At 71.4% G+C, this 1,354-nt stretch carries 1 protein-coding gene and 1 pseudogene; both read left to right on the top strand.

Annotated elements, in window-relative coordinates; genetic code table 11:
- On the top strand, positions 1 to 821 hold an 821-nt coding region (locus B1964_RS21680; RefSeq protein ID WP_079931234.1), incomplete at its 5' end, for a phosphatidylcholine/phosphatidylserine synthase.
- Positions 818 to 1,354: pseudogene (locus B1964_RS21675) on the top strand (ATPase); the annotation flags it as partial. The gene B1964_RS21680 and the pseudogene B1964_RS21675, both read left to right, overlap by 4 nt.

Below are 1,354 nucleotides of genomic sequence, written 5' to 3'. Positions count from 1 at the left end.
CGCTGCTCGTCGCGGCCGCGCTGCTCGACGGCATCGACGGGCGGGTGGCGCGCCTGATGGGTGCCACCACCAAGATCGGCGCCGAGATCGACTCACTCGCCGACGCCATCAATTTCGGTGTGGTGCCGGCATTCCTGGTGTATCTGACCCTGATGGAGCACGCCGACATCGGCTGGCTGATCGGCCTGGTCTACACGTGCGCGATCGTGTTGCGCCTGGCCCGCTTCAACACCCTGCTCGATGACGACGACGCACCCGCATACACCCGCGACTTCTTCGTCGGCGTACCCGCGCCGGCCGCCGCGATCATCGCGCTGCTGCCCGTCGGGCTGTTGCAGCAGTTCGGGTCGGGCTGGTGGACGTCGCTGCCGGTGGTGTGCACGTGGCTGCTCATCGTCGCGTTTCTCGCGGCCAGCCGGGTACCGACGGCGTCGTTGAAGGCGGCGAAGGTGTCGCCGCGCGCTCTGCCGGTCCTGCTGATCCTGGTCGCCATCGGCGCGGCGCTGTTGGTGACCTTCCCGTACGTGCTGATGATCATCGGCATTGCCGGCTACGCCGTGCACATACCGTTCGCCTGGCGCTCCCGTCGCTGGGTGGCCTCGCGTCCCGAACACTGGGACGCGCCACCACGGGAACGTCGCGCGGAGCGGCGGGCCATGGCGCGCGAGACGCCCGGACGGCGCGCCATTCCGCGGCGTCGGCAGACGATGAAGAAGTCACAGGCTCGCCTCGGCCTGCACCGGCCCGCCGGCACCGGGACGATCACACCCCGTCGGGACGGCACGCCCCATCCCGACGACGCCGAGAGCCCCACCGCGTGAGCGCCCAACTCACACTGACCGCACGCCTGAACCCGTCGGCCGGCGACGCCCGCCGCGGCATCGTGCGCGTCCACCCCGAGGCGCTCACCGCACTCGGACTCCGCGAATGGGATGCGGTACGCATCACCGGTGCGCGCGTGAGCGCCGCCGTCGTCGCCGCTGCCCCCGCGGACTCGTCGACCGGCACGATCCTGCTCGACGACATCTCCTTCTCCAACACCGGCGTTCGCGAGAACGCCCAGGTGGTCGTCGGGCCGGTGCAGGTGCAGGCCGCCACCCGGGTGACGGTGACCGGGTCGGCGTTGGCCAGCCAGGGCGTCGACGCGCAAACCCTGCGACGCGCACTGCTCGGCAAGGTGCTGTCGGTGGGCGACACCGTCTCCCTGCTCCCCCGCGACCTCGGACCCGAACTGACCGCCAGCGAGGCAGTGCGCGCCCTGGCCCGCTCCGTCGGGATCACCTGGACCACACAGCTTCTCACGGTGACCGCCACCGACCCCGGCGCGCCGGTCAGCGTGCAGCCGAACACCGCG

Source organism: Gordonia sp. i37 (assembly GCF_002043085.1).
GTDB classification, from domain to species: domain Bacteria; phylum Actinomycetota; class Actinomycetes; order Mycobacteriales; family Mycobacteriaceae; genus Gordonia; species Gordonia polyisoprenivorans.
Note: the sequence above shows the minus strand (reverse complement) of the source record. Positions and strands in the feature narration are given on the sequence as shown.